Genomic DNA, 23766 nt, shown 5'->3' on the forward strand with positions numbered 1-23766 from the left:
TTCGGCTATCAGCTGGCACGCTGTCCGAATACCGCTTTGGTCCACTCGGCGAGAGCTCGATCAGCGCGGCAGATGTCGACCGCTCGCTGCGCGGCGGCGCCCAGCCGATTCCTCAGACCGGGATCGGCCGCCAGCGCAGCCATGGCCTCGCAGAGGGCCCCCGCGGAGCCAGCCGGCACGACGAGGCCGTTCGCCCCATCTTCCACGTAGCCACGCAATCCGACCTGGGCGTCGGTGACCACAACCGGCCTACCCTCGCTCATCGCTTCAATGACCGCGTTGGGCAGCCCTTCAAAAAGCGCCGGATGGATCAGGGCCTCCGCCGCACGGTACCAAGGAAAAGGATTGGGCGCGTAGCCTTCAAACCGCACGCGGCCGGCGAGGTCGGGCTGCGTGGCACGCCGTTCCAGTGTCTGCCGCAGCGGACCATCCCCAAGGACGGCAAGACGCCAATCGGGGAAGCTGCGAGCAAATTGCGCAAAGGCCTCAAGCAGAACATCGTGCGCCTTTTGCGGCTCCAGACGGCCAACGGCAAGAAAGAAAGGTTCCTTCATCGGCGTGGCCGGTTGTGCTGGCTCGGCCCGCAACGGATTGGGCAGAAACACAAGCCGTTCCGCCGGGACGTAGGCCGACATGGTCTGCAGGGCCGCGCGCGAATTTGCGCTGACCAGGGTTGCCCGCCGATAGATGAGGCGGCGAAGGACATCCCAGATCCGGCCAAGCGACTGCCGCGCCGGGTCGTTGCGCTCAGAAATCACGATGCGCATGCCAAGTCCGCTTGCCGCGAGAACCGTGAGAACGTTTGTCGCGCCAACGAAAGCGAGAACGAGCGGTGCGCCGGCCGACTTCAGCGCGGCGCGCAAAGAGACAATCCTTCGCAAATTGGAGCCGATCGCGGCAAACAAAGTCCGCGATGGACGGGATCCCCCGATGACAATCCGGCGGATCCTTGCGTCGAGCTTGAATGCATCCGAAGCCTGGTCACGGAATGTGATGACAGTGACGGCCTTGCCCTTCGCAGCCCAGGCATTGGCAAGGCTGGACGCGACATGCTGCGCGCCGCCCCCGCCAAGGCTCTCGATTACAATCGCAATGTCTTTGGTCATCGCTTGAGGATGGCGTCGTAGATTCCGGCCACGGCGGCGGCATGCCGATCAGGGGTAAATCTTTCGCGCGCCCATCTTTCCGTCGCAACAGTCCTTTCTCGCGCAGCATCGGGCGACGAAAGCAGGTCGAGCGCCGCCTTGGCCATTGCCGCAGAATCGTCGGGCGGCACCAACACACCCTTTTCCCCGTTCTGGGTCGCCTCGACATGCCCGCCAGACGCGGACGCTACAACCGGGACGCCGGCCAGCATCGCCTCAATCAAGGCACGGCCGTGCCCCTCGTTGACAGCAGGCGCGAGCAATAGATCACACCCGCTCAACAACAATTCGGCATCGGGCCGGAAGCCCAATTTTTTCACCACCTTGCCCAAACCAAGCCTTACACAGGCCTCCTGCACGCGCCCGGATTCATCTCCGTCGCGGCCCATCATCACAAATGCCACATCGGGGCGCGCTCGGTGGATCGCGGCTGCCGCTTCAAGGAACACCAACGGGCGCTTCTGATCTTGCAGCGTCCCAACGAACGCAACGATTGGCCCGTCGTGACCGCTTGCCGCAATTGCAGCGACGCGGCCCGCGGCCTTGTCAAAATCCGCGACATCGAATGGATTTTCGATCACCGTTGCGCGACGTTTAAGATCCTCCGGAAGGCTCGCGCAAGTAAATTCCGAGATTGCAATAATCCTGTGTGCGAGGCGCAGCGAAAGATGCGCCATCCGCGATTTGCTCCATCGCGTTCTGCGGTGCGCCACCGCGCCTCGGCGGGCAAAACGCGCGGCCGGCATCCAGGTCGCAATCATTCGCCCATCATTCGCGTGAACGACATCGATGCGGTGCTGGCGAAGCGCCGACGCAAGTGCGGGCAATGCAGCCATTATGCCGGCGAGTCCCCTGACCCCACCTCCCCCCGCCTTCAGGAAAGGAAGATCAACTCTGGATGTCGCAATATTTCTTTCCGCAAGAAAGGTATGCAGCGGTCCCTCGCAGTGAACCAGCGCAACAGGATCATATCCATGTTTTGGAAGCGCCTTGATCAGCAGCGCGGCGGATATATGGCTGCCGCCGATCGTATCTCCGACGAATGGAAAAGCGATGCGAGCCTTCATTTGAAGGAGGTCAGAACCTTGACGGTTTGGTCCGCCATCCGGTCCAGCCCGAAATGGCGAACCATCCGCTCGCGGGCCAATCTGCTTAGCCGGGCCCGTTCGGTCGGTTCGGCAAGGCGTTCCCAGGCTGCCCTCAGAGCATCCGCGTCGCCGGCGGGAACCACAATTCCCGTCTCGCCGACAATATGCGCCGCATCGCCAACATCGGAGACGACACACGGTATGCCGCAGGCCATTGCCTCGCCGACGATGTTGGGAAAGCCCTCCGACGTGGAGCAAAGGTTTGCGATGTCGACCGCGTTCAGGACTTCCGGCACGTCGCTGCGATCGCCGGTCCAGATCAATCGTCCGCCGAGATTCAGGTTACGGGCAAGCGCATGCAATCTTGCCACGTGATCCGCAGGACCGGTGCCGCCAACGCAGATAAATCGCGCATCGGCGTGCTTGTCCGAGAAAAGCCTGGCGGCGTGCAGGAATGTTTCATGCCCCTTCACGGGATCGAGCCGGCCGATCAATCCAATCAGCAGATGATGATCCTGCAATCCGAATTCAGCTCGCAGGCGCGCGCGCGCCGCGCCGTCCGGGCGAAACAGGTCCGTGTCGAAGCCGTTTTCGATCACCAGCAGCTTGTCCTCGGGAAACCCCTTCCTCACGCTGGCCGCGCGTCCCGCCCGCGAATTCGTGACAATCTGATGCGGCAGGCCGCTCAGAATTCGTTCTAAGGCGTAGGCGAACCGGGTCTTGAGGCCATATCCCCTCAGCGGCATGTCCGCTGATCGAACGCTCCAGACAACTCGAGTATCTTTCAATCCAATCGTCGCGATCGATGCCACCACATTTGCAGCAGGCAAGTATGAATAAACCGCACGTGCCGATCGTGTCTGTACCAGTTTGCGCAAAGCTGAGGCTAGTACTAGCGGGTTGCTGCTGCCGGGTGCCAATGCGACCACGTCGACCCCCTTTGCTGCCAATTGTGAGCTAAATGCGCCACCCTCCCGGAATGTCGCGACGATTACAGGCTGCCCGCTGTTATGCAGTTGATGCGCGAGCAGAGTGACCTGCCGCTCGGTTCCTCCGAACTCGAGGCTTGGAACAAGCAGAACAAACATCCGGGATCGCCTTTTATGAAGAATGCCGAGATGATGTTCGCAGCGGCTCGAGGCTCCGGAGCCAAAGCTCCATTCCAATCAAGTGATCCATCGGCGGCACGCGATGGCGCGTTCCCCGGCGGGCAGCGTCAACAGCGGCGCATAAACGCTTGCGATCGCCCAGCGCGGCGAGGCGACTATTTGGTTCAGTCAGCAACGTCAGGTAGCGGCCGAGCGCGCGGTCATTCTTGAGCCAGTCGATCGTGGGAACAGTCAGGCCGACCTTTCGGCGGTCGATAAGTTCATGAGGCAGATAGCGCCGGGCAATGCGTTTGAGTATTGGCTTTGTCTCGTCGCCGGGGGCGCGCAATCGATGGGGAAAACGATTGACGATGCGCGCCAGTGGCAAGTGGGCAAACGGAACCCGAGCCTCGAGTGAGCTGGCCATGGATAGCTTGTCTTGTCGCATCAGCAGCGATTCAAGATAAGCACTCTGGTCAACTGCAAAAAGACGATTTCGAAAATCAGAGAATTCGGCGGCCGCACTTTCCCGGGCGCCACGTTTGACTACAAGGTCCGGGAAAATCTCCTGCGTCGCAAGGTAATCGCCCTGAACGGTCGCATAGGCCGCTGCATCGCGCCCGGCGAAACGGCGGTAGTCACGCCAGCGATCAAGATAACGCCAGAGCGACGACGGCACGAAAGCAGCGATACGGCCACGATTGCGAATTCGTCTCCACTGGCCATAGCGCTTGTAGCCGCCGAAAAACTCGTCTGCGCCCTCACCTGTGAGCACGACCTTGTGATCCTGAGCGATCTGTCGACATAACAGCATCAGGAGAACACAACCCGTATGCGCCATAGGGCCTTCCATCGCACGGACTGCAACCGGTAACGCTTCCGCGTAGTCCTCACCCGTAATCCTAACTTCGCGATGCTCAAGCTCGTATTGATCAATGACCAGCTTCCGCCAAGGCCACTCATCGTTGGGCGCCGGAGACAGATCAATACCGAAGCTGTTGATAGGGCGTCGCGCATATTGGGAACTCAGAGCTGCCACAAGGCTAGAATCGACGCCTCCGGATAACTGGATACAGAATCCAACATCGCTCTGGAGATGATCCTGAACGGACTGGCTGATCGCCTCAGCCGCACGGCTGTCGGCGTCGGCTTCCGTGAGGGTGGCGTCTTGATAATGAAGGTCGTCATGCGCTTTGCAGAAACTACGAGAGATTAACGAACCATGCCGCAATGGCAGTGAAATGAGATGCCCGCCTGGTACTTTCTCTATGCCGCGCAAATTGGATAGCTTCCCCGCCGCGAATCGAAAGGTGAGCAACTCGGCAAGCGCGTCGCGATCAGGTTCCGCTCCGGCAAAACGAGTGAGCGGCCGCATTTCGCTCGCAAATGCGGTCAGTCCGCCCCGCTGCATCATATACAGCGGCTTGATGCCGAACGGATCGCGTGCCGCCAGCACACGCTGCTCCACTCGATCGACAAAGACAAAGGCGTACATGCCTTCCAGCCGGTCCAGGGCGCTTTCGTTCCAGGCGATAAGGGCCTGCAGCAAAACCTCCGTGTCTCCAGTCGTCCGGAAGGTCACGCCGCGCGCTTCAAGTTCGCTGCGAAGCGCACGAAAATTGTAAATTTCCCCGTTGAAGACCACCACAAACCGTCCGCTTGCATCCTGCATCGGCTGGTCCGACGCGGCATGTGGATCGATGATCGCAAGACGGCGAAAGACCAGCGCCATGCCCGGCTCGACGAACCGACCAGCCGAATCAGGGCCGCGATGGCGCAGATCGGAATCGATGCCGTCAAGAAGCGGCGTGTCAAACGGCCGCGCCTGCTCGAACAAAGCTGCAAAGCCGCACATCAGGACACCTGCCGCATGAATTCGTTCATTGTGACGAGCACGAGCAGAAGCACGCTGTGATCGGCGCGACCCTCACGATGTTCAGTGACGTGCCGGCCGATGGCGGCCATATCGAGCAGGCCGGTGCTGGCAAGATAATCCGACTTCGGCAATGCGCCGACGGCGGCCATTAGCTCCGGGCTCGCGCGCAACGTCTCGGCCGGACGCGGCCAGGAGCGTTGCGCCGACGTCGGGCTGACGCGAAAGCCACTGCCGAAAAGGTTCGCGGCTTTCCGCGCCGCGCGTACAACGCTTTGCCGCCGAAAGGGTATGCCGGCGCGGATGTTGGTATTGGCGCTGCGGATATTCATGAGTTCGGGCGCGAGCTTCTTCAAGCCGCCAAGATAGGCGCGCGAATTGACCTTCTCCTGCGCCGGCAGACGGATGGCAATATCCAGAAGGTCGTTGCACAAAGCCGGTGCGCGGCACTCTGCCCAGTGCCGTACCGATTGAATCATTAAGAAGGAATAATGCCGGCCGAAATTGTGCAGATGCAGGTATTCCCAGAGATCGTGATCTTCGGCGCCAAGCGCGCGGCCGCGTTCGGCGATTTGATGAAGCGAATGTCGCACGCCATCCTGAAGGCGCTGCCGCATGGCTGGCGCAACGATCCGCCACGGATCGCTGGTCGACAGCCGATATTTGACGCCGGAGAAGAATGCACCGGCAACATCCTGCGGCAGGCTCTGCAGCTTGTAATGAAGCGCATCGCGGCCAAGCCAGCGCACGGGCTTTTTCGCCAAATAAAGGCCGCCCAGAAACACATCGAGACCGAGGCCGAGGAAGAAGCAATGCGCCGGATACTTAATTTGTGCCTGATAGCCGAGAAAGTGCGCTTCGCTGACGATGTGCTGCCCGCCACCGTAATAGACCGCTTCAGCAACGTGTCCGTCATAGGGCATCGCCGGTCGCGGCACGAATTCGAATCCGGTCCTGGCCGCCCTTGCGACCTCCTGCGCGACTTCGGCCTCGTTGTTGAAGCTCGCACAGGTCGTCACGCAAAAAGGGGGGTCCTCTGATCCTGCCAGCAAAGCACGGGAATCGAGCCCGCCGGAGAGGAACAGCGCGTAGCGGCGCGAGGCCCTCTCCTCCATATGCATGCGCATCGTTCGCTGGAGTGCTGCCGCGATCTCGTCCGAAGCCTGCGCAGTGCCCGGTTTTTGTGCCGTGTAATCGGCCTCCCAGTATTTGCGAATCTGCGTGCCGCCCGGACCATTGGATAGAATCCCCGCCGATGTCAGGAACTGGCAACGGTTATCCGCCGTCGTCTCGCCGAAAAGGCGGCGGAAGTGCATAAATTGGGCGAGCGCGACATCATTGAGCTTCACCCCTCCAAGATTTCGGATCAAATCGACCAGAGACAGGCTGCCTACAAATCGACCATTGCCGCGGTCCGACCAATAGAATGCGAATGCCCCGAATCGATCTGAAATGACGTGCACGGACTTATCGGTCGGGCTATGCACAATGATCAGAAAATTGCCATCAAGCGCGCGCGCAAAACTGTCCAGATCCGGCGAGGACCGAAGCAGGTTGATTACTGCTATGTCGTTGCGTTCTTCATGGGCAATCGGGTGGCCGAGCAATAGGCATTCGCGATCGGCTGTCTTGTATCGCCGTACGGCCGGATGCAGGCCTTTAGCCTTGACGTTCAAGATGCCTATTCTTGAATCGTGCTCAAGGAGGAATTGCGCGGTCACTGCGGCCGGCCGGTGGTCGGAGCTATCAAATTGCGCAAATGGCGCATGAACAATGCAGGCGCATCCGGGCCCGATGTATGAGCGCGGTATGCCTCTTGCCCCCTCAGCGCCTTCTCGGCATGACGCGCGTAATTCGTCACAGCATCCTCAAGCTGCGTCTCGAAATCCGACAAATCCCAGCGATGCGCGAGCATGGTCTCACCGCCGCGGAAAAAATCCGGCCAAGTCTCCATATGTGCCATGTCAGGCTTGAGAAGGAGCCCGCCCGTGAGAAAGACCTCGAAATCCTTGAGAGTGATCTCACCGTAGCCGAACGGCGACACGACAAGCTTGCTGCTTTCAAGTTCGTGGAAATACTCTCGGCGCGAAAGCTTGCGCGTATCAATGCGGCCGGCGAGCTTATCTCGGATCATCTTGCGCTGGATTGCGACTGTCGCGCGCGGGTAATCAGTGCCGAAGCGGCATGATACGCCCTGCTGCCGCGGTGCGGAGGGCAGCTTCGTGGGCTGCGGGAACTGCAACAATCCAGGTAGCGGCAGCCGATGATAAAGCGCCATTCGCGCCGGCCCGTGCAGCGAATAATTCGCAAGGCCCGAATTCCAGGATACACGGATTTTTTCGAGTTCGTACTTATCCCGCACAGGAACCGACCATTCCGGCGTGGCGTCCTCGATTCCAAGTGTTCGATGATAATAGTCCGCATAGAGCCGTTGGCCGTAAAGCGGACGAAGGTAGTGCGAACGATCGGCCAGCACCTGGGCCTTGCCGTAGACATGCACGGCCGGAAGGAGGTCTGCTTGCAGCGATCCTGATGAATCGGTCGTGTCGCAATAAACGACCCGACATTTTTCAGCCAGACGCGCAAATTCGCCGAGCACCGCGTTGCGCTCGCTGACCCAGCGGTCGCGATGAAACTTGCTGTCGACAAGCAGGACGTCGCAATCGGTCACATCTGCTGCAGAATGATTAAAGAACCGCACATCGAACCCCGCCTCGCGCAGTTCCCGCCGCCAGACAACCAGCGGAAACAGGAAGGCGCGCCCGTTGGGCGTCTCGAAACCCGCGGTGAGAACGTGAATGCGAGGCAAGATGGGACCGTACTATCCCGCCGCCGGCGCCAACAGGACCGTGCGCAGCCCGCCAGTCCGCGTGATCATGTCGAGCACGTGTTCCGGCGACAGGTTCTCGAAGATGGCCCGGTCGTCGCCATCCGAGCGGAGTCGCAGCAATGGCTCACATCCCCGGTCCATCACCATCTTCGTTCCGCGATAGGAGGACGAACCGGCCAGGGACACCTTGTAACCATGGGCAAACATCTCGCGAAGCGGACGGCCGATGTCGTGCTCCGCGGAATAGCGCGACAGATGCGTCTCGAAAATGACCATCGGCGCCATCGCGCCGTCCTTGATGGCGGGCAGCAATCCTTCAAGAACTTCCACTTCGTGCCCTTCCACATCCATGCGGATCAGGTCAGGCCGCCGTCCGCGCATGACGGCCGGGACAGTCGTTGTCGCAACGTCAATCGCTGCGCCATTCAGGTGGAGCGATCCCGTGCCGGTGTCGTGAAACGTATTCAGATTGGACATCTCGGAAATATAGAACTTGCGCTTGGCGGTCTCATTTGAGACCGCCATCTCATGAATTTCGATGTCGTTATACCCGTTCAGCGCCAGATTCCGTTTCAGAAGCGCAACATTGCTGGGCGACGGTTCGATCGCAATAAGCGTGCCGCCCGGTTGAACCAGCCGCAGCTCCATCAAAGGATAGTAACCGATATTGGCGCCGATATCCAAAACCGTCATGCCCGGCCGCAGAACACGCTCGAGCATAATCTTGTGTTCGAGTTCCCGCTCGCCGAACAGAAGTAGAGTCCGGGAGATTCCGCGATCATCCAAGTCGAGCAGCATCCTGTAGTCATAGATGCGCCGTTCGACGAAACGCTTTCCCAAAAGGCGCTGAATTCCGCCAAGGCCCGCGCCCAACATTGCGTTGGCAGTAGCTGCGACCCCTCGTGTTCGGGTGGAGACCATAAAACTTGACAACTTCGACACGTTCGCGCCCTCGGCTAGAGTTTTCGATTTTTGGTGGTTTGTATGGGCTGTAGGCGGTATTCCCGCAAGCCAAATTCCGTAACAACTGCACCGTCGATAGTCCTGCATTCGTAGCCAACGCGCGCGATTTCGATGCGAAGCTCGTCGATGCTGCGCCCGAGTGCCGCAATCTGTCGTGGGTGCACGCTCAGGAACACGATCGGGTTGTACTTCGCGAGCGTCATCCGCGCGCCTTCCAGTACCCCGATCTCGGCGCCCTCGACGTCCACCTTGATGACCTCGGGAACCAATCCGCTTCCCGCACAGAATGCATCGATTGTCGTTTGTGTAACCGGCCGGCTGTTGACCTTGCCGCGCAGCAGGCCGGTTGCCACGGTGTTCATCCCGGCGGCGTGATCGAACTCATGAAACACGACCTGCGTTTCCTCCCCCCCGACAAGCGATGGGGCGATCCGGATGCGGCTTGTCATGCCGTTCAACGCAATATGCCGCCGCAGGTAATCCTGGTTTGCCTTCGCCGGTTCGAATGCAACCACAAGGCCTTCCGGCGCGATCACGCTGGCCATCGGCAGCGATACCAAACCGATATGGGCTCCAATATCGAAAACGCAGCGACGCCCCCGGCAGGCCTCGATGCAAGCTTCAAAGCCTTCGTTGTGATGGTGTCCCCAACCGCCGAAATCACTGAACGCAAAATATCCGTCGAGCCGGAATGGCCCGTAGCGCCCGACGCGATGGCGTACCGAAATCCGTCCGCCAGCTGCCCGTGCAAGCTTGCGCCACTGGTTGCCCAGAACGGTCCAGAACGGTCCGAACCGTCGCAGCGGTCCGTGACGCATGTTGCGAAGAGCGTTGAACAAGAGCCCTAACCCAAACTCTTACCGCTTTCGAGTTCGCTCATCAGCATGCTCTCGCGACCCGTCGCGTCACTCATTAGATAGTGCCTCCCGACGTAACCCGGCACACGGCTAATGGGTTCTTGACGACAGCAAAAAAGACGCGAGCCGCAGATCGAACTCGGTGTCGATATCCAGCGAGCGCTCGAAAGGCATAACATAGGGAATGCTGCGGTTGCCGTAGAGGCTCGCATCTCGGATGAGCGTCCGGGTCCGCGTCAGATAAATGGCGCCGTTGTTGCAGTAGACAGGATCCAGGTCCTGCCTGCGAGAAATGGGAACACTTGGCAGATAAGGCCGCAGGACGCCGTCGACGATCCTGCGGGCGTAGAGGGGGTGAAACTTCTCGGAATTCACAACGGAGACAACGGAATCGGACTCCGAGTCGCCGGCCGCCAAGCTGATAGCTTGGCGAATGTCGTCTGACGTGCGCAAGGGCGATGTTGGCTGAAGCAGCAGCACCCAATCCGGCCGCCAGCTTTCGTTCTGGTCGAAAAAGGTCAGGGCGTGGGTGACAACATCGATCGAGCGTGCCGCGTCGGTGGCCAGCGCTTGCGGTCTCATGAACGGCACCTCGGCTCCATTCTGCCGACTGATCTCCGCGATGGCAGGATCATCCGTGCTCACCACGACCCGCTTCATCTGCGCTGTAAGTGCGGCCGCTATGGTATGCGCGATTAGCGGGCGTCCGGCGCACGGAAGAATGTTCTTCTGCGGCAATCCCTTCGATCCACCACGCGCGGGGATCAGCGCGAGGATGTCTTCAACCGCGTCACTCATCGGGAAACATGCTGCGGATGTCTCGCTGGGCGCGAGCCAGATCGTCCATCTGGCCGATATCCAGCCAATAGTCCTGTACCAGATACGGCAGTGCGGTCATCGACCTGCTGGCGAGATCGTTGAACAGCGTCGGCATGTCGTATCGCTGGTTGCGCGGAACGAGTTCGAGCACGCTCGGCGAAAACACATACAGGCCGCCGCTAATCAGATGCCGTTGCACCGGCTTCTCGGCAATCGATGCAATCCGATGGTTGGCGACATTGATGACGCCATAGGGCACCTGCTGCTCATATTCGCGCACGCCCATGGTTGCCGCGGCGCCATGGTCGAGATGGAAATCCAGCATGTCGGGAAGGTGCAGCTTGGTGAGGATATCGCCGTTCATCACGATGAAGGGCGCGTCGGGGATGGCGGGCAGCAGCGACAGCGGTCCGGCCGTGCCCAGCGGGCTGTCCTCGTGAACGTAGCGGATTTCGACACCGAATCTGGATCCATCGCCGAAATGGTCGGTGATCATCGAGGCCATGTAATTCACGGCGATCATGAATTTACGCAGGCCGGAGGCCTTGAGATTGCCCAGGATGACTTCCAGCAGCGGCCTTTCGCCGAGCTTCAGCATCGGCTTGGGGCACGCCTCGGTGAGCGGGCGCAGCCGCACGCCCTGCCCGCCCGCCATGATCACGACCCAGTTGTCGCGCACCGGCGGCTGGATGAACTCCTCCAGCGTGCGCAGCTCTGTCACCTTGCCCGCCGCATCGACGACCGGGATATGCCGCAGCACCTTCTCGCGCATCACACGTAGCGTGCTCTCGCGGTCGGCATCGGCATGGACCACGACGGGATTGGCGTTCATCAGCTCGGTGATCGGGGTTTGCAGGGTCACGCCGCGCAGGAATGCCCGACGCAGGTCGCCGTCGCTCACCGTCCCCACCAGCCGTCCGCTTTCGTCGGTGACCATGGCGATCTTGCCGCCCAGCGCGTCAATCATGCGCAAGGCAGCCTCGACATTGTCGGATTGACGGAGAAAACGGTCGACCTTCATGGTGCCCGCGCCTTGTAATCCCGGCCTGCGACTATGGCCCGGTATTCGTTCTCGGCGAGATCGCGCAAGCCGTGGATGTCGAGCAGCAACCTGTCGTCGCCGCCCAGAAAGGCCTTGAGCTGGCCGAGAAAGCCCGGCTTGAGGCCCTTTTCGGATTCGTCGGGCAGCGGTACATCCTCGATCTCGAAGGAGCCCGCCTGCTGCACCTTGAGCTGCTCCAGCGGGCGCAGGACAAGACGGCGTTTCGGCGTGTTGATCTCGACACCCCAGCGGCCGGCGGAAGTCCAGTCGGCGCCGTAGTGAAACACCGCCCCGCCCGCCGTCTGTCCCGACCCGGCAAACCGCGCGGCGGGATGCCAAGGCAATGCGCCATTCGCCAGACTCGTCATGACGGCAGGCCGGCCGCACAGGAAGAAGGCGAGATCGACGACGTGGCTGGAATTGGCGAGGAACCAGTTTGCCTTCACGCGGGATGAATGCGCGGTCTTCTCGACAACGCTGCTGAGCTCGGTGAATTCGAAGCTGAATGACGACACCCCGCCGTCTTCCTCGATCAGTTCCCGCGCACGCGCGGTCGAGGCCAGGAAGCGCCTGTTATAGGCGACAAAGACATCCGCCGATGACGCTCTTGCAGCATCCGACAGCGAGGCTATCGCGGCGGAATCGACGCCGCCCGGCTTCTCGATCAGGATCCGGCGAACTCCGAAGTTCAGCAACGCGACGGTGACGTCGGGCGTGGATTCGATATCGCAGGCGACGATCGCCGCGCCGCATGGTTCGGGATTTCGCGAAAGCCAGGAGGCCAGCCCACCCTCGGCGACAGTCAATCCTGTATCCTTCCGCATTTCCTCGGCATTGCGGGTGCTGCGGCCGATGACGGCCGGTTGGCAGCCGAGTGCGCGGGCGGCGTATGCATGCGCGCGCGCGATCGGCCCGGCGCCGATCAGCCAGACGTTGCTCAGGTGATCGGACATGACAGCGCGTGCGGGTCCGCATGCTTGCGATAATGCGCCAGCAGCGGCTCCAGAATGGCAAGGTGCAGCCTTGCGGATTCGTTGTAGGGCGTAAGACCGCAGGACCCGCGTGCCGTGAGGTCCTCCACGACGGCATGGGTGAGCTGGCTCTGGAACGGCGTCTCGAACGGCAGGCTTTCCCAGGTCCAGCCGGTGTCCCGCCGGCTCAGCCGAATGATCTTGCGGGATTCGTCGACATGCGCGCGCAGCGACGGCGCCTCGATGGTGATTCCGACCGGCAGCGTCCCGTCCCGAAAGGCCGTGTAGCGGAAGACGTCGCCGCACTTGCTCTTGCCGAGCAGACTGCCGGAAAAATCGACGCCGCCGCTTCTGTGCGGGAGCGGCTCCGGGTCGACGAGCGCGTATGACATGTCAAAATCCAGCGTGCCCGACAGATAGGCCAGCAGGTCGAGCAGATGGATCGCCGTGGTTCCGATTCCGAAACGCGCATGCGTCGTGCAGGACAGCGCCACCGGCCCGCCTTCCTCTACCAGCGTCCGGCGCAAGCCGACGTAACCGGGCCACAGGCGGCGCGGACAATTAACGTAGGCATGTACGCCCGCGCGCCGGATCGCGGCGCCCGCCCAGGCAAAATCCTCGTTCGACTGAAACAGGAATTTCTCCAGGATCAGAAAGCGGACATTTCTTCCGTTCAGCAATTCCTCGATCACCTGCCGACGAGCGGCAGCGACCGTCGCGACAATTGCAACGTCGAGTGCCGGCGGAAGCGATCCTGCGGTGGCGGCTTCGGCGATCTGGAGGTCGAAATCTGTGCCGCCCGACTGAAACATCAGGTTTTTGGCCGCCGCTCTTGCCGCGGAAGACGTGTCCGTCAGGTACAAGATCGCGGGACGCTTCAGCGCCGCGAGCGCCTGCGCGTGCCGCGAGCCGATGATGCCACAGCCGATGACGGCGATGCTGAGCTGGCCGGTCGTCACAGGGAAATGATCGCGTCGGCGAATGCGGGATCGCGCAATTTTGTGGACCGGTGGATCGCCTCGCGCAATGCATCGGAATTGACCTGCGCTCGGTTCTGCGCGTCGAAGGTTCCGGGAACGATCGCGCAGCGACGCTCCAGCATGGCGCGAAGCTCAGGACCATAACGCGTGATACCAAAATCGATCAGCACCATCGACCGATCACTTCTGAGCGCGGAGCCAAAGCAGGTCTGCGGGGCAAAATCGAACAGCACCACGTCATAGTCGCCCATGACATCTTCAAAGCGGCCGTAGCAAGTTTGAACGCCGAAATCGCGGGCAAAGACCGGCAATGGCGCGACGGCGCTTTCCGGATGAGGCTTTTGCGTGACTGTCAGTCCCATTCCCTTCAGCATCGTGTAGAGACGCGCCTGCCAGTCGACCGCCATGATCGGTGGGAAATGCGGCATCGCGCCAAACCGACCGTTTGAGAGAAATGACGGCACATAAAGAAGCGACCGAGGCTCTTTTATGATGCCCACACAGGGGCCGTCGCCGTCGCTAACGCGTTGCCGCATCGGCATGATCCGCGGCAGGGACGGCCCAATCTGTAACTTTCGTCCATTTCTTTCATAAAGCGCTGCGTGAGCGTGAGTGTATGTAACGAAATAATCATTGGCTTGCAGTTCGGTGAACGGCATTAGCGTGTCTTCGCTGTAATTTGCACCATAGGCATGATCGTGCCCCGTGACCTCGCCGCCACTGGCCCTTACCGCGTCGGCGAGGAGGCGCGACCACACCACGCCGCTCGAGCCCTTCCACAGTCGATTAGGAATCCGATCGGGTCTGCGCTCGATGCGCCGCAAATAGAAGCGTGCCCACGCCGTCGTTTCGTCAAGCAGATTTGGTAATGCATCCTGCGGGACCCTGGCGCGGCCAGCGCCGGCTTGCGCGAAAGCCCCCTCCAATGCGCCGACGAGACTGTCTCGCAGAGCCGGAGATATGGGCCGGAGCGGATCGCGTGCCAGTTCGCCCTGCGTGGCGGGATAGAACCATTCATAGAGCGGCGTAAAGACGGGGCGAAGGCCGGCCAGCTCGGCATGTTTGCGCGTCAGCGGGCACGGTGTGACGGTGACAATGTCGGCCGATCGGACCAACTCGATAGGTCGCCGACGGAAGAATTCAGGGCGCGTGAGATCCGCGAACGGTCGCGCCAACCGGCGCCACGTTGCCGGCCGCAAAACTCCCTGCCGCAAAAGACGAAGCGCTCTCGCTTCCGGATAGGGTTCACCATGAAAAGCCGAGCGCCACAGCGCGGCATCGGCCGGCAGGCGCGGTGCCACCCCGTCCGCATCGCAACGTGTGGCGAGCAACCGAGCGCTAAAGAGGCTGACCACCTCAATAAACAATGGCCCGCTTACCGCGTAAGCGTAGCGCGCGTCCTCGTCGCCCCGCCGCAGTGGGTCCGCGAGCGCCGACCTCAGCGCGGCGATGATTGCCGCGGACGCCGCCATCACCTCCTGCTGCCGGACAGGCCAGTAATAGTCATCCACACCAGTCGCCTTAACCCGCAAGCGGCTGGCGTCGAAGGTCAAATCGAAAGGTTTCACAAAGCTATCTTACGCGATTTCGCCAACAGATGACTATTGACCGGGCTGACCGTTCTTCCATTCAACATCAGCAAATTCGATCGCCTCATCAGGTTGCAACGACCTGCGCGCCCGACTTCCCAACACCCTATCGAAAAGATCTGGCGGCAAGCCTTGTGCGGGCCGCTTGATTGCAACGTTGTCTGACGTAAACACTTCCCCTTCTGACACGTGCCGTCTCGCGGTCAGCGCTCGGCGGATCACCTGTCTATTCTCGATCTCACAAGGCATTGGAACCTTGTTTCCGTCGCCTCTCGCCGATTCGGCGATGCGTATTTCCGCAACCATGTCCGCAAACTGGCGGGGTTCAAGCGAAGCCGCGTGATCGGGTCCAGGCAAATTCACATCAAGCGTCAGATGCTTTTCTATGATGCAGGCGCCAAGCGCGGCAGCATAGGGCGCCACTCCGATCCCTGCTGTATGATCTGAATATCCGACAGGGCACCTCAAGGCGTCACGCATCGTGCCTATTGCCAAGAGATTGGTCTGATCAACGGGCGCGGGATATTCCGAACAACAGTGCAAGAACGCCACCTTCCCGGCGGCGCCGCTACCTTCCAATACCGACTTCGCAACGAGAGTTTCGGCCAGCGTACTTGCGCCGGTAGAGACTATCATCGGCAACCCAGTCCCGGCCATCTGACGCAAAAACGGGAAATTGGTAATGTCAGTAGATGAGACCTTGAATGCCGGCACCTTGAGCCGAAGCAGCATTTCCACGCTGCCCGCATCGAAAGGTGTGCACAGAAACATGATCCCGAGGCGACGCGACTCCTCCGCGACAGCCTCGAATTCCCGCTCGGAGAGGCGCAAGCCGTTCAACATTTCGATCTGGTTACCAGCGCCGGTTGTTTGTTGCTGATAGCGCGCTTTGGAAGCTGTCCCTCGAACGACCTCGCCCGGATCAAACGACTGGAATTTGACGGCATCCGCCCTTGCATCGTGCGCGGCCCGCACCAGGGCTATCGCATTGTCGACGCTTCCGTTGTGATTGACGCCAGCCTCTGCAACCACAAAAACAGGAGCATCGTGTCCTATTTGCCTACCGCGAATCCTGATATTATACACAATTAACTTCTCATCTTCTGCAAGATATGAAGCTGAAGCGGCGAATAGTTTCCGACCGAGTCAGGCAAAGCCGCGCTGAAGAACTGAACGAAATGGGAGTTCCTTACGAGCTTTGCACCGGCATTCCCGACGGCTACCGCGTCGTGCAGGACTCTCGACACATAATAATGTGTCGAGAGAAAGTTCCTTCTGGTCTCGATCCCCACCAGTGGCGATTCCGAAAGAGCCTGATGCTCAAAAAACGAGTCCGACAGATACAGGTTATGCTCTGCAGGCGCGATGGGCGACAGGCCAAATTCGGCGCGCGCCATGTTCAGTTCATTCAGGCCCGACGCAAATGCTTCAATAAATAGGCAATGCGCTCCAGGCCGCAACAGATCGACGATATTCTGAAGCGCCTTGATCTGATCATCCGGGTTGAGCAAGTTGATTAGAACGCGCTGGCAAATCAGAACATCGATGGATTCTGGGTCGACCGAGATGGACCCTAGATCCCGCAGATCCCCAGCCGAGACTGAAATGGCGGCGTGAGCCGCGGTTTGCTGCACCGCAAGCTCGCGCAGCGCGTCATTATACTCGATGCCTAAAAATCTGGGGCCGCTGATCGCCTCGGCCAAGGAACGCAGCGTATAGCCATTTCCGCAGCCCACATCGGCAATCACCCGGGTCTGCTTGTTTCCATCCCCGATCTCGTCAAGCGCCGCCCGAACGAAGGCATGAATGGCTTTTGTCTCCTTATCTCGGACAATTCGGTCGGCCATTGTGCTGTCGGAAGATGTTCCGCAGCTTGCGGCCACCTTGTCGTAATGACTGCGGATATCAGCATCGTAGGTTGAGGACATGGATACTTCTTTCATTCGTGTGCACCCGGAGTCAGGTGCGATCATCGACAAATTTTTTACCCAAGAGCGTTTGTTTGCTCCGATCTATGAATATGGACGCGAGATATTCGATAGCAGTCTTCGAAACGGCCTCTTTTGGCTGCCGAGGAGATACTGAAGCCGACAGCGCCTTCTCGATTCCGTCGAGGATCGCATCGCAGCTCGTGCCGACGCCGATCACATTGTCTGGCCGGATGCGCCCCTTCTGCCGGTTGCCGATATCGACGGCGGGCAGGCCCGCGGCGGGCGCCTCGTAATAGGCGCTCGACGAATTTCCGATCATCAGCCGCGCGTGGTTCATGACGCTGAGGAAACGCACGGTGCCGAGGCTCGCGACATACACTGTCTGCGGTGAACCGGCTGCAAAGGCCTGAAGCGCCTTGTCGATCACGTCGGCGCCTGGGTCGGCCCCCGGCGCCGTAATGACATATTGCAATCCGAAGCGCTCGCGGGCGGCGGTCAGCGCCTGCACAAGCGCGTTCACGCCATCGGCGTCGCTGCCCCGCGTCGTCGCATGAAAGGCGACCAGCGCAGTCGGGCGGGCGAAGTCGAGGCCCAGATCGTTGCTGAGCGCCTGTCGGTCCAACAACTGCAGCCGATGGAAATTATCGAGGCCCGGCGCCCCGCAAATGCAAATCCGCCACTCCTCCTCGCCCAGCTGGCGGACGCGCCGGCCATAGACGTCATTCGCCACAAAATGCAGATGCGAGAGCTTGGTCAGCGCGTGGCGCACGCCGTCATCGAGCGCGCCTTCGGTGACCTCACCGCCATGAAAGTGGCCCATCGGGATTGCCGCGATGGTGCAGGCGGTCGCCACCGGCAGGAGTTCCCAGCGATCGCCGAGGACCAGCACCACATCGGGCCTGCGCCGGTCGAGATACTCGGCAAATCCCGTCACGATGGTCGCAGACACCTGCGCCAGGCTTTGCGCATCTGTGCGTTCCAGCATGACCGGAATCCTGGCGCTGATCTCGTGGCCGTCGGCCTCAATCTCCGCGACGGTCGCGCCATGCCGCCCGGATAAATGCGAGCCGGTGACAACAAGGTCGAGGTCGAATCTCGCATCGGCGCCGATATCGTGTGCGATCCAGCGCAGCAGGCCATACTCGGCCCGGGTAGCGGTCACGATGCAGACCCGGATGATCGGCATTGCGGTCAGGCTGCTAGTCCATCGGCGAGCCGCGGGCTGCTCGGCAGGTTGATCAGCCGCGCACAGATCGATTCCGTCACCGGCAGGTCGGCGCGCGGAAAGCCGGTCTGGTAGGACAGCTGATGCATCGGCGTCCATGCCGGGCGGCTTTGCAGGCCCGCGTCGTTGAGTCGCTCCAGGATGCGATCGCGCTGCTCCTCGAGGCCCGGCCGCAGGAGAATGGCGTTGAGCCAGTAATTGCTCTGTGTCCCCGCGCGCTCGACCAGGAATGTCACGTCGCTGTTCCCACGAAAGACCTCGGCATAGGCCTGCGCCAGCCTACGCTTGCGCCCGACGAAATCCGGCAGTCGCTCAAGCTGCGCACATCCAAGCGCGGCGTTGATGTTGGGCAGGCGGAAATTGTAGCCGGGTTGGTCGTGAATGAAGGCCCAGCGATGCGGCAGCTTGGCGGTAGTGGTGACGTGACGCGCCCGCCGTGCAATCTCCTGGTCGTTGGTCAGGATGGCGCCTCCGCCGCCCGTCGTTACGATTTTGTTCCCGTTGAAGCTCAGCACGCTCATCACGCCATCACTGCCGACCGGCCGGCCGCCTGCCCGCGAGCCAAGCGCCTCGGTCGCGTCCTCGACAACCGAAAGACCATATTCGGACGCGATCTTGCAAATCTCGGTCATCCGCGCCGGATGCCCGAAGATGTGCACGGGCACGATTGCCTTGATCCGCCGCCCCGTGTCCCTGTTCGTGGTTCGGCCATCCCTGCATACAGCGACGAGGCCGAGATGCTTCTTGAGGGCTTGCGGATCCAGGCCGAGGCTGTCCTCGTCGCAATCCACGAAATGCGGAATTGCGCCGCAATGCTGCACGGCGTTCGACGTCGCCACGAAGGTCAGCGCCGGAACAAACACCTCGTCGCCTGGCGAGACGCCGGCGACTTCCAGTGCGACCTGCAGCGCGGCGGTCCCATTCGCGCAGGCCACCGCAAAGCCCATGTCGAGCATTGCCGCAAGGTCTCGCTCGAACCGATCAACAAAGGCGCCGCCTGACGAAACCCACCCGTCATCGATGCAGGATTTCACATAATCCCACTCACGGCCACGAAATTCAGGCTCGTGCAAGGCGGCCCGTGGCGCCGGCACAACATGCCGCACCGCCATCAAAATATCCGCTGCGAGATCGGCGCGCACGGGTCAGACGGTGTACTGGTCGCGCCGGTAGAACGCGAGATTGGCGGGGTCAGAGAACCATTCGAACGTGCGCTCCAGCCCGCCGCGCAACCCGTCCAGGCCCTTCACCTCCGGGGTCCAGCCGAAGAACTTAAGCGCCTTGCGGTTGTCGGACAGAAGCTGCCGAACTTCGCTACGCTCAGGCCGCAACCGCTGCTCGTCCGTCCGGATTTCGACGCTTTTTCCCGAGATTCCGATCAAAAGATGCGCAAGTTCGCCGATGCTGACATCGAATCCCGCCCCTAGATTGACGACCTCCCCTATCCCTGCCTCAGCATTAAGCGCCGCGATGATTCCGCACGCCGTTTCGGATACATAAGTCAAGTCACGGCGGGGCTCGAGATCGCCGAGATTGAGGACGCCGGATCCGCGCAGCAGCTGCGTGATGATGGTCGGGATCACTGCCCGGGTGGACTGGCGCGGCCCGAACGTATTGAAGGGACGCACAACCACGACCGGCGTTCCGAAGCTGCGGTAATAGGATAGCGCCAATTGATCGGCGGCGATCTTTGTCGCCGCATAGGGCGACTGCGCCACCAGCGGGTGCTCCTCGCTGATCGGCACGAATTGCGCGGTTCCGTAGACCTCGCTTGTCGAAATGATGATGACCCGCTGCGTGCCAAGGTCGCGCGCCGCCTGCACCACGTTCAGGGTGCCGCGAATATTGGTGTCAACGTAGCTCTCGGGCGCGACATACGAATATGGAATCGCGATTAGCGCGGCGAGATGGGCAACCTTATCGCAGCCCTTCATCGCTTCCCGCACCGACAGCGCATCTCGCACGTCGCCGGCGATGACCTCGATGGCGGCCTGTGTGGCAGGCACTGTGAAATCAAGCCATCCTCTGTGACCGAATGAATTGTACTGGACGAAGGCTCGGACATCGTGGCCGCGTTGGACCAGTTCATCTATGAGGTGAGAACCGATAAATCCGTCCGCACCGGTTACAAGAATCTTGGACATGAAATCATCTTACTCGGATAAGGAAAACTGAATGGTTTTCATCGAGCACAGTGAATGATGCGCGCAGAGAGCGGCGCTCCCGCACCAATACCTCGACGAGATGAGAACCGATCAAGTCAACCGCGCTAGCTGCAAGAACAATCTCATCCATATTACTCATTTGTCGACACTGGCCCGCGTTGGAGGTCAGACGCGCGCTCGACCACGCCAAGGATGCTGTCAAGATCGAAGACAGATCCTTTCGAAGAAAGCATCTCGAACACCCGCGACACGAAAACAAAATCCTCAGGTGTGTCGACGACCCAACGATGATGCGAAAGGTCTCGCGTGTGGACGACCGAGCGCACTGAAAACCGGTCGTCGTGATCGCGAATATAGTTCGCAACAAACTCCCGATCGAGCGGATCGGTCAGATGTGCGTCACACCAAGTCAACGCGCGAGTGGCGATCACCTCCCCGCTCAGCCCTTCGGGGAAGGTCCAGACGATCTTATTTGACACATAGTCAACATCGGGATGGGACCGGAACGTGTCAACTAGAGTTTGTAGGACCACCGGATCGGCGAGCGGACAATCACCGTTTACCTTGAGGATCGCATCAGCTTCGGCGACGCGGGCGGCACCTAATAGTCTCGCAGCAAGGTCATCTTCTCCCGGTTCGCGGTGGATCAGAAGACCGCGATTTTTCGAATATTTAACAAGTTCGTTGTTTCTCGTATCCGCAGTGGTGGCGAGCACCAAATTATTTAAACCCGTTACTCGCTCTAGACGATCTATTAGATGTCCAACAAGCGGCTTTCCGCGAATCGGCAGCATCATCTTCCCCGGCAAACGGGTTGACCCCATCCGGGCTTGTATCAGGCCGGTTATACGCATTGTGCGCGGTTCATCGAAGAACGCTCTCAATCGCCTTTTCCAACCTCGCGCGGCTGTACTTCAGCGCACTACGAAGTTCAGACGCGCCAGTGGGTGCCGAACGGAGAGAAGCAATCAGACTGGCGCGGTCGGTCGCGCGAGGCACTATAGGTTTGGGGCGCCCCCACGCATTCATGTCCGGCCCTGTCGGTGCCGGCTGTACGCTGATGACATGCCGGTTAGCCAGAACGGCATCAACAAGCAGTGACGAGAACATGCCAACAACAGTACCCGCGCTGGCGATCGCTTTGTGGCCTGAATTCACTACAGTCACAAGGTCGTCCGTGACTGGCGGAGGCATTTCGTCGGCGGGGTGCGGCGCGAAAAAGATGCAGCGGACCCGATCCGGATGCTGGCGCGCGACATCCAGAAAAAGTGCCCAAGCGTCGTATTCCGTATAGCCGAGGCTGCTGCCAAAGGTACGTCGTACTGGCTGACTGACAAACATTACGTCCCGCGCGTCCGTTGAGGGCAAGGGTTGCACTGCTTCCCAAGCCGGGTGTCCGACCGCAAGAATCAGGTCCGCGGGGAGCCCTTCCACTTCGGCCTGCGTCATGGCGTATTCATCTATCACCAGAATCTTGTTCGGCAATTCGAGTGGCTGCCCGGCAAACAGCAGGCGGTCACGATAGCGATACCAGGTGTCGATGAAACGGATGACTGGCAATCTCCGCACCCGGGCGTAATCGCACGCCGCTCTTTCCACCGGCGCTCCACTGGCGGATGCGATAACGACATCCGGGTGCCAGCCGTCCAGCGCGTCCGCCAGCATAGTGCCGGTTTCAACGACGCCGCAGGAAAGACAGCGCAGTTGACTGACTTCGTCACGGGAGCGGCGGCCGCGCGTGGCCCCATCGAGCGACAAGCGCCAGTCGGGCGACTCCGTCGATGAAAGCCAATGCTTCCATAGGGGCAATAGATATGCGAATGAACCCTCCTGCCCGACGGCAAAAAGTGCGCGATAACTCATTCTTCGGAGCGTCTTTAAACGAACTTGGCAGCAAGCAGCGCGTCACGATGGGCGAAAACCTTACCGACCGCTTCGACGACACGGTCGATGTCTGCACCAGTCAGCGGCGGGTAGATTGCGTTCGTGAGCATGATTTCACGATCCTGCAGACGCTCCGTTGTCGGGCAAAGCCCTCGCTGATAACTGATGTCGGCATTGCGCGAACTTGCCGTGAAAGGGAACCCACTTTTTCCAAAGCAGATCTTGCGCTGATAAAGCGGCTCCAGATAGAGCGGCTTCACATAACCGGCGCGCCACGGAATTCCTTCCGCCTGCATAGCCTTGCAAAACAAATCGCGCGGGATGCCTGTTTGCGCTTCGTCGTAGCGCATCGCATAGAAGTAAAAGACGTGTGAACAATGCTCGCGCACCGCGGGAGTGGTGATGCCCGGAAACTGCGATAAGCCCTGCGTCAACCGGGCAGCCAATGCGACTCGGGCCTCGTTGAGCGCATCGAGTTTTCCGAATTGGACTCCCGCCACGGCAGCTTCCATCTCGGTCATCCTGTAATTGAGACCCGCGGTGTTCACGATGTCGTCGATGCGCATCTGTTCCACTACGACTTCGCCGTGATTACGAATGAGCGCGACTTTCTGCGCTATCCGGTCGCTATCGGTGAGAACGACGCCACCTTCACCGCACTGCATCGTTTTGTGGCGGTTGAAGCTGAATATGCCGGCGTCACCGATCGTGCCAGTCGGCCGGCCATCGCAATACGCACCTGGCGCTTGCGCATTATCTTCGAGCAGAAACAGGCTGTGACGTTTCGCGATCACTTGGAGCTCAGCAAGTCTCGCCGGATGCCCGAACAGATTGACTGCCATAATCCCGCGTGTGCGCGGCGTGATTTCCGCCTCGACTGCCGCCGGGTCCAGGCAGAAAGTGGAATCCTCAATGTCCGCGAAGATCGGCACCGCGCCAGTGAACAGAATTACGGTCGCGCTCGCAGACATGGTATAGGGCGGCACGATCACCTCGTCGCCGGGGCCAACGCCCATGGCTGCCACCGCGCAGTGTAGCCCGGAGGTCGCGGAATTCACCGCGATCGCATGCTTGGATCCGAACCGCTCGCGGAATGCTACTTCTAGTGCCTGAACACGCGCGCCGCCCCAGAACTGATCGTTTGGCGTTGCGACAAAACCAGACAATTCGCCGCCGTCGAGCACTGCCATCACAGCGGCTTTCTCCTCTACGCCGATGGTGTTGTAAGGCGGGAACTGTGTAGGATTCACAGGAGTGCCACCAAGCAAAGCGAGCGTTGAGGAGTTACTCATCAATTTTCATCCATGCAGGGGTTT

At 60.4% G+C, this 23766-nt stretch carries 21 protein-coding genes; all 21 read right to left on the bottom strand.

What is annotated here, in order from left to right:
* Nucleotides 1–8 precede the first annotated feature (8 nt).
* The gene (locus RO009_22240; GenBank protein ID MDT3687757.1) at nt 9–1106 is read right to left on the bottom strand and encodes a glycosyltransferase; all 1098 of its coding nucleotides are present in this window, start codon (nt 1104–1106) and stop codon (nt 9–11) included.
* Entirely contained in the window at nt 1103–2212 is a 1110-nt protein-coding gene (locus RO009_22245) for a glycosyltransferase family 4 protein (protein MDT3687758.1), read from the bottom strand. The genes RO009_22240 and RO009_22245 overlap by 4 nt, the downstream gene beginning before the upstream one ends.
* Nucleotides 2209–3321, bottom strand: coding sequence for a glycosyltransferase (locus RO009_22250; GenBank protein MDT3687759.1), 1113 nt, complete (start codon nt 3319–3321; stop codon nt 2209–2211). Before RO009_22250 ends, RO009_22245 begins: the two co-directional genes overlap by 4 nt.
* A gap of 13 nt (nt 3322–3334) precedes the next feature.
* Nucleotides 3335–5176, bottom strand: coding sequence for an asparagine synthase (glutamine-hydrolyzing) (asnB, locus tag RO009_22255; protein MDT3687760.1), 1842 nt, complete (start codon nt 5174–5176; stop codon nt 3335–3337).
* Nucleotides 5176–6543: an asparagine synthase-related protein gene (locus RO009_22260; GenBank protein MDT3687761.1), complete on the bottom strand. Its 1368-nt coding sequence runs from the start codon at nt 6541–6543 to the stop codon at nt 5176–5178. Before RO009_22260 ends, asnB begins: the two co-directional genes overlap by 1 nt.
* Nucleotides 6544–6911: 368 nt before the next feature.
* Complete coding sequence (locus RO009_22265; GenBank protein ID MDT3687762.1) at nt 6912–8003, bottom strand: hypothetical protein; 1092 nt, start codon at nt 8001–8003, stop codon at nt 6912–6914.
* A gap of 12 nt (nt 8004–8015) precedes the next feature.
* Nucleotides 8016–9074 (bottom strand): FkbM family methyltransferase, encoded by a 1059-nt coding sequence (locus RO009_22270; protein MDT3687763.1) that lies wholly within the window; start codon nt 9072–9074, stop codon nt 8016–8018.
* Complete coding sequence (locus tag RO009_22275; GenBank protein MDT3687764.1) at nt 8981–9826, bottom strand: FkbM family methyltransferase; 846 nt, start codon at nt 9824–9826, stop codon at nt 8981–8983. Before RO009_22275 ends, RO009_22270 begins: the two co-directional genes overlap by 94 nt.
* Before the next feature lie 108 nt (nt 9827–9934).
* Nucleotides 9935–10642 carry an acylneuraminate cytidylyltransferase family protein gene (locus tag RO009_22280; protein MDT3687765.1) on the bottom strand — a complete coding sequence of 236 codons (708 nt, stop codon included), beginning with the start codon at nt 10640–10642 and terminating at the stop codon, nt 9935–9937.
* The gene (locus RO009_22285; protein MDT3687766.1) at nt 10635–11684 is read right to left on the bottom strand and encodes a nucleotidyltransferase family protein; all 1050 of its coding nucleotides are present in this window, start codon (nt 11682–11684) and stop codon (nt 10635–10637) included. Before RO009_22285 ends, RO009_22280 begins: the two co-directional genes overlap by 8 nt.
* Nucleotides 11681–12658, bottom strand: a complete 978-nt coding sequence (locus RO009_22290; GenBank protein MDT3687767.1) for a Gfo/Idh/MocA family oxidoreductase — start codon at nt 12656–12658, stop codon at nt 11681–11683. The genes RO009_22285 and RO009_22290 overlap by 4 nt, the downstream gene beginning before the upstream one ends.
* Entirely contained in the window at nt 12643–13635 is a 993-nt protein-coding gene (locus RO009_22295) for a hypothetical protein (GenBank protein ID MDT3687768.1), read from the bottom strand. Before RO009_22295 ends, RO009_22290 begins: the two co-directional genes overlap by 16 nt.
* Nucleotides 13632–14480, bottom strand: coding sequence for a hypothetical protein (locus tag RO009_22300; protein MDT3687769.1), 849 nt, complete (start codon nt 14478–14480; stop codon nt 13632–13634). The genes RO009_22295 and RO009_22300 overlap by 4 nt, the downstream gene beginning before the upstream one ends.
* Nucleotides 14481–15257: 777 nt before the next feature.
* Complete coding sequence (locus RO009_22305) at nt 15258–16331, bottom strand: N-acetylneuraminate synthase family protein (protein MDT3687770.1); 1074 nt, start codon at nt 16329–16331, stop codon at nt 15258–15260.
* Nucleotides 16332–16333: 2 nt separating this feature from the next.
* A complete protein-coding gene (locus tag RO009_22310) occupies nt 16334–17173 on the bottom strand; it encodes a class I SAM-dependent methyltransferase (protein ID MDT3687771.1) in 840 nt (279 codons plus the stop codon).
* Between the two features lie 31 nt (nt 17174–17204).
* Nucleotides 17205–18338, bottom strand: a complete 1134-nt coding sequence (neuC, locus tag RO009_22315) for a UDP-N-acetylglucosamine 2-epimerase (protein ID MDT3687772.1) — start codon at nt 18336–18338, stop codon at nt 17205–17207.
* Between the two features lie 29 nt (nt 18339–18367).
* Nucleotides 18368–19513, bottom strand: coding sequence for a LegC family aminotransferase (locus RO009_22320; GenBank protein MDT3687773.1), 1146 nt, complete (start codon nt 19511–19513; stop codon nt 18368–18370).
* A 33-nt stretch (nt 19514–19546) separates the two neighbouring features.
* A complete protein-coding gene (locus RO009_22325) occupies nt 19547–20545 on the bottom strand; it encodes an SDR family NAD(P)-dependent oxidoreductase (GenBank protein MDT3687774.1) in 999 nt (332 codons plus the stop codon).
* 152 nt (nt 20546–20697) lie between these two features.
* Nucleotides 20698–21420, bottom strand: a complete 723-nt coding sequence (locus RO009_22330; GenBank protein MDT3687775.1) for an NTP transferase domain-containing protein — start codon at nt 21418–21420, stop codon at nt 20698–20700.
* Nucleotides 21421–21430: 10 nt separating this feature from the next.
* Nucleotides 21431–22429 carry a hypothetical protein gene (locus RO009_22335; protein ID MDT3687776.1) on the bottom strand — a complete coding sequence of 333 codons (999 nt, stop codon included), beginning with the start codon at nt 22427–22429 and terminating at the stop codon, nt 21431–21433.
* A 14-nt stretch (nt 22430–22443) separates the two neighbouring features.
* Complete coding sequence (locus RO009_22340; protein MDT3687777.1) at nt 22444–23742, bottom strand: DegT/DnrJ/EryC1/StrS family aminotransferase; 1299 nt, start codon at nt 23740–23742, stop codon at nt 22444–22446.
* Between the last annotated feature and the right edge of the window lie 24 nt (nt 23743–23766).

This window comes from Pseudorhodoplanes sp., assembly GCA_032027085.1.
In the GTDB taxonomy this organism is placed as follows: domain Bacteria; phylum Pseudomonadota; class Alphaproteobacteria; order Rhizobiales; family Xanthobacteraceae; genus Pseudorhodoplanes.